The sequence below is a fragment of the Amycolatopsis sp. SID8362 genome, from assembly GCF_010550475.1.
GTDB lineage: Bacteria > Actinomycetota > Actinomycetes > Mycobacteriales > Pseudonocardiaceae > Amycolatopsis > Amycolatopsis eburnea.
In genome coordinates this window covers 1-5,577 of the sequence record NZ_JAAGNB010000448.1, presented here as the reverse complement: position 1 = coordinate 5,577, position 5,577 = coordinate 1, and the positions used below count along the sequence as shown (strand labels likewise).

Here is a 5,577-nt window from a genome sequence, read left to right as displayed (position 1 = left end):
GGGCCGCTGGTCCTCGGCTGCCGGCTCGCCGAGCGCGCCCGCCAGCGCGGTGAGGGTGAGCCCGGCGTCGCCCAGCAGCGACGTCGTCACCGCGTCGAACCGGCCGATCGCGCCCGGGTCGTCGTCGATCTGCAGGATCGGTTTGTACCCGGCGATCCCGGTGTGGTTCGAGAACGACGCCCCGACGACGATCAGCAGGTCGGCCTCGTTCATCAGCCAGCTCGCCACCGGTGTGCCGCTGCGGCCGAGGACGCCCGCGCCGAGCGGGTGCGTGTCGGGGACCAGGCCCTTCGCCTTGAACGTGGTGAGCACCGGGGCGTTGAGCGTCTCGGCCAGGAGGCGGACCTCCAGTTCGGCGCCGCGGGCGCCGTGCCCGGCGATCAGCACCGGGCGCCGGGCGTCGCGGACCAGCGCGGCGGCGGCTTCGACGGCACTGACGGCGGGCAGCGTCCGGCGATCGGCGGTCCGGCCGTCCGGGGTGGCCGCGGGCGCGTCGCTCGGCTGGACCTGGATTTCGTCCGGCAGCACGAGGTGCGCGACACCGCGGCGGTCGGTCGCGTGCTTGACCGCCAGCGCGGCCAGTTCCGCGTGGTCGCTCCCGCCGTGGACGGTCGTCGTGGAGACGGCGACGTCCCGGAACACGGCGGACAGATCCACGTCCTGGAAGGCTCCCCGGCCCAGCACCTTCGACGGGACCTGCCCGGAGATCGCGAGCACCGGGGCACCGTCCAGCTTCGCGTCGTAGAGCCCGGTGAGCAGGTTCGTCGAGCCGGGGCCCGCGATCGCGAAACAGGCCGCCGGGCGGCCGGTCAGCTTGCCGTACGCACTGGCGGCGAACGCGGCGGCGCCTTCGTGCCGGATCCCGATGTAGGTCAGTTCGCCGCGGTCCTCGGCCCGGCGCAGCGCCTCGGCGAACCCGAGGTTGGAGTGCCCGACCATGCCGAACACGTGCCGCACGCCCCAGGCGACGAGCGTCTCGACCAGGACGTCGGCGACCGTCCGCGCGTGCGGCGCGGGCGCCGGAACCCGCACGTACACGCCGTCGTCGCGCTGTTCGACCGGGTAGGTCGCGACGCCGTCGGAGAAGCCTTCCGGCGGCCGCCCGGAGATCGGGTCGTAGTCGTAGCCGTGCCACGGGCAGCGCAGCAGGCCCTTCTCGATCGAGCCCTCACCGAGCGGCCCGCCCTGGTGCGGGCAGCGGTTCTCCAGCGCGCCGAGCCGGGCGCCGCACCGCGAGAGCGCGACGGTGCGCCCGCCGACGGTGACGCCGCGGACCCGGCCGTCGTCCGGCACGTCCGCCGGATCGACGCGGTGCCAGCCGTTCTCGGCCATGTAACGCCTCCTGGTTTCGCGGACACTGCGGTGACGGCAGACTCAGTGCCCCGGAAGGGGCCGGGCGTTACACGAGGAGCGGAAGATGACCGAGACCGAGCCGGTGACCACCCGGCGATCCCTGCACGGCGTGGCCGAGCTGCTGCTCGCCGGGCCGCAGCACCGAGCCACCGGCCGGATCGACCTGCGCGTGGTGGACGGCGGTTTCGCCACGGCCACGGGCCCGGATCTGCGCGTCGAAGGTGACGAGCTGCTGACGGCGTCCGGCCGGTTCGCGCTGGACGGCCGGACGTACGACGAGGTGGCTTCGGCCGCCGGTCTCGAGGCGGGGGAGCCGGCCGGGGTCTACGGGGGCGGTCCGGGCGTGCGCACCGATGAGGTGATCGCCCTCGACGGTGGTGCGGTCAAGAGGGTGCTGACCGCGTTCGCCGACGGGGACCGCGCCCTGCGTGAATTCGCGCCCGGAATTGAGCCGATCCTGTGGCCGGAACACTTCGACGTCGCGATTTCGCTCGATGAGGTGAACTACGGCGTTTCGCCGGGTGATGGGTTCCTGGCCGAGCCGTACGCCTACGTCGGCCCGTTCGAACGCCGTGAAGGCGAGTTCTGGAACGCCCCGTTCGGCGCGGCCCGGACGCTGGCCGAACTCGGGGGAGTGGCCGCTGTCGTCCGGTTCTTCACAGCGGGGCGCGAACTGTCCGCCGGCCGTCGCTAGGCTCGGCCGGTGCCGGGTTCACGAACGTTCCGTGCCGCGCTGTTCGCGGTGCCGGGCCTGCTGCTGGCGGGGTTCGGTGCCGCTCATCCGGGGGTGCTGGACGCGGCCACGGCGCAGCGGTGGGCCGTGCTGCACATCGTCCTGCTGCCGGTGTTCCCGTTGCCGGCCGTGGCGCAGTGGCTCCTGCTGGCGCCGGCGTCGCCGTGGCTGCGCCGGCCGGGCCGGGTGGCGGCGTTCGGTTTCGCGGCCTTCTACGGCGGGCTCGACGCGGTCGCCGGGATCGCCGCCGGCACCGTGACGGACGTTCAGCACGGCGTCACCCCGGCAGTCGGCGCCCTGTTCGAGGTCGGTGACCTGCTCGGCCACATCGGCGCCGGGTGCTTCCTCGCGGCGTCGGTGCTGATCGTCCTCGCGACGATCGCGCGGGCCGGCCGGCGAGCGCTGCCCGGCGGGGTGCTCCTCCTGGCCGCCAGTGTGTCCTTTCTGGACAGTCACATCTTCTGGCCGCGCGGGGTGCTGACCATGATCGGGGTGGCTGCCGGGATGTCGCTTGTGCACTACGCCGCTTCGGCCGTCGGCGAAGAGTGACCAGTGGGCGCGTTGACGCTCAGCCGCAACCTGAATCTCCTGCTCGGTCACGGCTGGATCGAGGCGGTCTCCGCTGACGCGAAGGGGATCCGGGAGGTCGCGCTCACCGAGGACGGCCGGCTCAAGGTCGAGTCCGTGATGTCGACTTGGCGGCAGTGCGCGAGACGTGGACGTGGCCGAGATGCCGCCGCCGTTCCGCCACATGACGCCCCTGTCGCCGGACGACGTCGCGAAGGCGGTGCTGACCGCGGTCCGCCGCGGAAGGTACGGGGTGGTCCTCCCACGGCCGGCGAACGTGTTCTTGCTGGGCGAGGCGTTGTCACCGCGCTTGGGCTTGACGTCCCGCGGAACCACGCGTTCGGCTACGACCCCAGCGGATCGCGCAGCAGCCGCGAGAAGCCGAGCTCGCCGGCGCCGATCAGCGTGGCGTCGTCCCCGAGAGCCGACACGCTCAAGCGCACTTTTTCCTTCGCCACCGGCAGCACATTGCGTGCGACGCGCCCACGTACTCGCGGCAGCACACCGGCGTACACGTCCCGCAACATCCCCCCGAAGACGACCACGGCCGGATTGAACAGATTGATGAGGTTCGCGACGCCAATCCCCAGCCAGTCCCCGACGTAATCGAGCGCGGCCAGGGCATCCGCATCGCCCGCGGCCGCGTCTTCGGCCACCGCCCGCACGGCGTCACGACCGAAGACCTCCGCCGGTCGGCGTGCGGCGTCCAGCAGGGCCCGTTCACCGGCTTCCGCCTCCAGGCACCCGCTGGAGCCGCAGCCGCAAGGGCGCCCGTCGTGCGGGTTGACGACCATGTGGCCCAGCTCGCAGCCGTACCCCGCGTCGCCGTCCAGCAGCGTGCCGCCGACGATGATCCCGCCGCCGACGCCGACGTCGCCGTGCAGGTAGACGAGGTTCTGCTCTCCCGTCCCGGCCCCGCGAAGGTGCTCCGCGAGCGCTCCGAGGTGCGCTTCGTTCCCCACCGGCACGCGCAGTCCCAGGCCCAGCCGGCGGGCGAGTTCGGCGCCGAACGCCTGGTCCACCCAGCCGAGGTCGGGGCCGAACCGGACGGTCCCGTCGCCGGGCCGGATCATTCCGCAGTACGAGGCGCCGAGGCCGACACAGGTCGACGTCGACGGCGCCGCCTCGGTCAGCTGGCGGCCGAGCTCCGCGAGCGTCGTGACCACGTAGTCGAGGTCGACTCCGGACCGGCGCCGGGCAGCGACCCTGCGGTCCAGGACGACGCCGCCGAGGCCGATCCGGGCGGCGACCAGCCGGTCCACCGCGACGTCGAACGCCAAGACGTGGAAACGCTGGGTCTCCGGGCACACGATGAGCGAGGGGCGGCCCTGGTGCCGGTGGTCGGTCTGCGTCACTTCGCGGACCAGGCCCGCCGCGCTCAGTTCCGCCGTCAGCGTCTTGATCGTGCTTCGGTTGAGGTTCATCCGTCGCGCGAGTTCGGCCCGCGAGACGCCGCCGCTCAGGTGCACGAGGCGAAGAAAGGCGCCGCGATTGTGTCGCCGCATCTCCTCCTGGTCCAACCCGACCTTCGAGCCGTCCCAGTGCAGTTCCATGTGGTGTCCGATGCGTCGAGTGTTCGGGCCGGATTCGTACCAACGTACCCTTCGCGCGGACTGGCCGGTTTCTCCGGATACCTGGCGTTCCGGCCACTGGTGTGCCGGGGCCGTCCCGGGAAGAGTTGTGTTTCGCAAGCACCACAACGGAAAGGACGGCCATGTCGGTCGCAGTCGTGGTCGGCGCCGGGGGGACCGGAGCCGCCACCGCAACACTCCTCGCCGAGGCCGGGCACGAGGTCCGCCTGGTCACCCGCCGGGGAACCGGGCCCGCGCACCCCGGGATCACCCGGGTGGCCGCCGACGCGTCCGACGCCGGACGGCTGACCGAGCTGAGCGCGGGGGCGCGGACGCTGATCAACTGCGCGGCGCCGCCGTACCACCGCTGGGCCGCCGAATTCCCGCCGCTGGCCGCGGCCGTGCTGAAGGCCGCCGAAGCGGTGGGCGCGGACTACGTCCTGCTCGACAACCTGTACGGGTACGGGCAGGTGGAGCAGCCCATGACGGAGGAGACCCCGCTGGCGCCCACGAGCCGGAAGGGCGCGGTCCGGGCCCGGCTGTGGAACGACGCACTGGCCGCGCACCGGGCGGGCCGGGTCCGCGTCACCACCGTCCGGGCCGGCGACTTCGTCGGCGCCGGCGCGGTTTCGGTGTTCACGCTGACGGTCGCGCCGAAGGTGCTCGCCGGGAAACCCGTCCTGGCGCCCGCCGCGCTGGACCTCCCGCACAGCTGGACCGGCACCCGCGACGCGGCCCGCGCGCTGGTCGCGGTCAGCCGGGACGACAGGGCGTGGGGCCGCGTCTGGCACGCGCCGACCAACCGGGCGCTGTCGGTCCGGGAGCTGGTCAACCGGTTCGCCGCCGTGGCGCGCGTGCCGGAGCCGAAGCTGCGCGCGATGCCGATGTGGCTGCTCAAGGCGGCCGGCCTCACCTCACCCATGATTCGGGAGCTGCCCGAGATGCAGTACCAGTTCCGGCGCCCGTTCATCCTGGACTCGTCGCACACCGAGCGGACGTTCGACCTCGAGCCCACCCCGCTCGACGACCTCCTGCGGGAGAATGCCGGAGGATGAAGATGCTGATCACCATGGTCAACGCCGCCCTGCGCGACGGCTCGGGCGGCAGCCCCACCGCCGTGCTGGACGAGGTGCCGCTGAGCGACGACGAGCGTCGCCGGGTGCCGGGTTCGACCGGCGCGTCGCACGCCGTGTTCGTCTCCCACGATGGTGACCGGGTTTCCCTTCGCTTCTTCACCGCCGAGGGGGAGCTGCCGGCGTGCGGCCATGGGACGGTGGCCGCGCTCGCCGTCCTCGCGGACCGCGCCGGCGAGCGGACCCACCGGGCCACGCTCCGAGCGGGCGGGCGCGTGTT

At 73.1% G+C, this 5,577-nt stretch carries 6 protein-coding genes; 4 read left to right on the top strand and 2 right to left on the bottom strand.

Annotated elements, in window-relative coordinates; all coding sequences use genetic code 11:
* Positions 1-1,332, bottom strand: a 1,332-nt coding sequence (locus tag G3I65_RS14205; protein ID WP_160696533.1) for a thiamine pyrophosphate-binding protein, incomplete at its 3' end; no start/stop codon positions are given.
* Between the two features lie 85 nt (positions 1,333-1,417).
* Between G3I65_RS14205 and G3I65_RS14200 the strand changes: the two genes are divergently transcribed.
* Positions 1,418-2,047 carry a hypothetical protein gene (locus G3I65_RS14200; protein WP_160696532.1) on the top strand — a complete coding sequence of 210 codons (630 nt, stop codon included), beginning with the start codon at positions 1,418-1,420 and terminating at the stop codon, positions 2,045-2,047.
* A gap of 9 nt (positions 2,048-2,056) precedes the next feature.
* The gene (locus G3I65_RS14195) at positions 2,057-2,635 is read left to right on the top strand and encodes a hypothetical protein (RefSeq protein WP_160696531.1); all 579 of its coding nucleotides are present in this window, start codon (positions 2,057-2,059) and stop codon (positions 2,633-2,635) included.
* Positions 2,636-2,997: 362 nt separating this feature from the next.
* On the opposite strand, the gene G3I65_RS14190 is transcribed toward G3I65_RS14195, so the two are convergent.
* A complete protein-coding gene (locus G3I65_RS14190) occupies positions 2,998-4,206 on the bottom strand; it encodes an ROK family transcriptional regulator (protein WP_160696530.1) in 1,209 nt (402 codons plus the stop codon).
* Between the two features lie 161 nt (positions 4,207-4,367).
* On the opposite strand from G3I65_RS14190, the gene G3I65_RS14185 reads away from it, so the two are divergent.
* Positions 4,368-5,279: an NAD-dependent epimerase/dehydratase family protein gene (locus G3I65_RS14185; protein ID WP_160696529.1), complete on the top strand. Its 912-nt coding sequence runs from the start codon at positions 4,368-4,370 to the stop codon at positions 5,277-5,279.
* Positions 5,276-5,577 (top strand): PhzF family phenazine biosynthesis protein (locus G3I65_RS14180; RefSeq protein WP_160696528.1); only part of this gene is annotated, 302 nt, incomplete at its 3' end. The genes G3I65_RS14185 and G3I65_RS14180, both read left to right, overlap by 4 nt.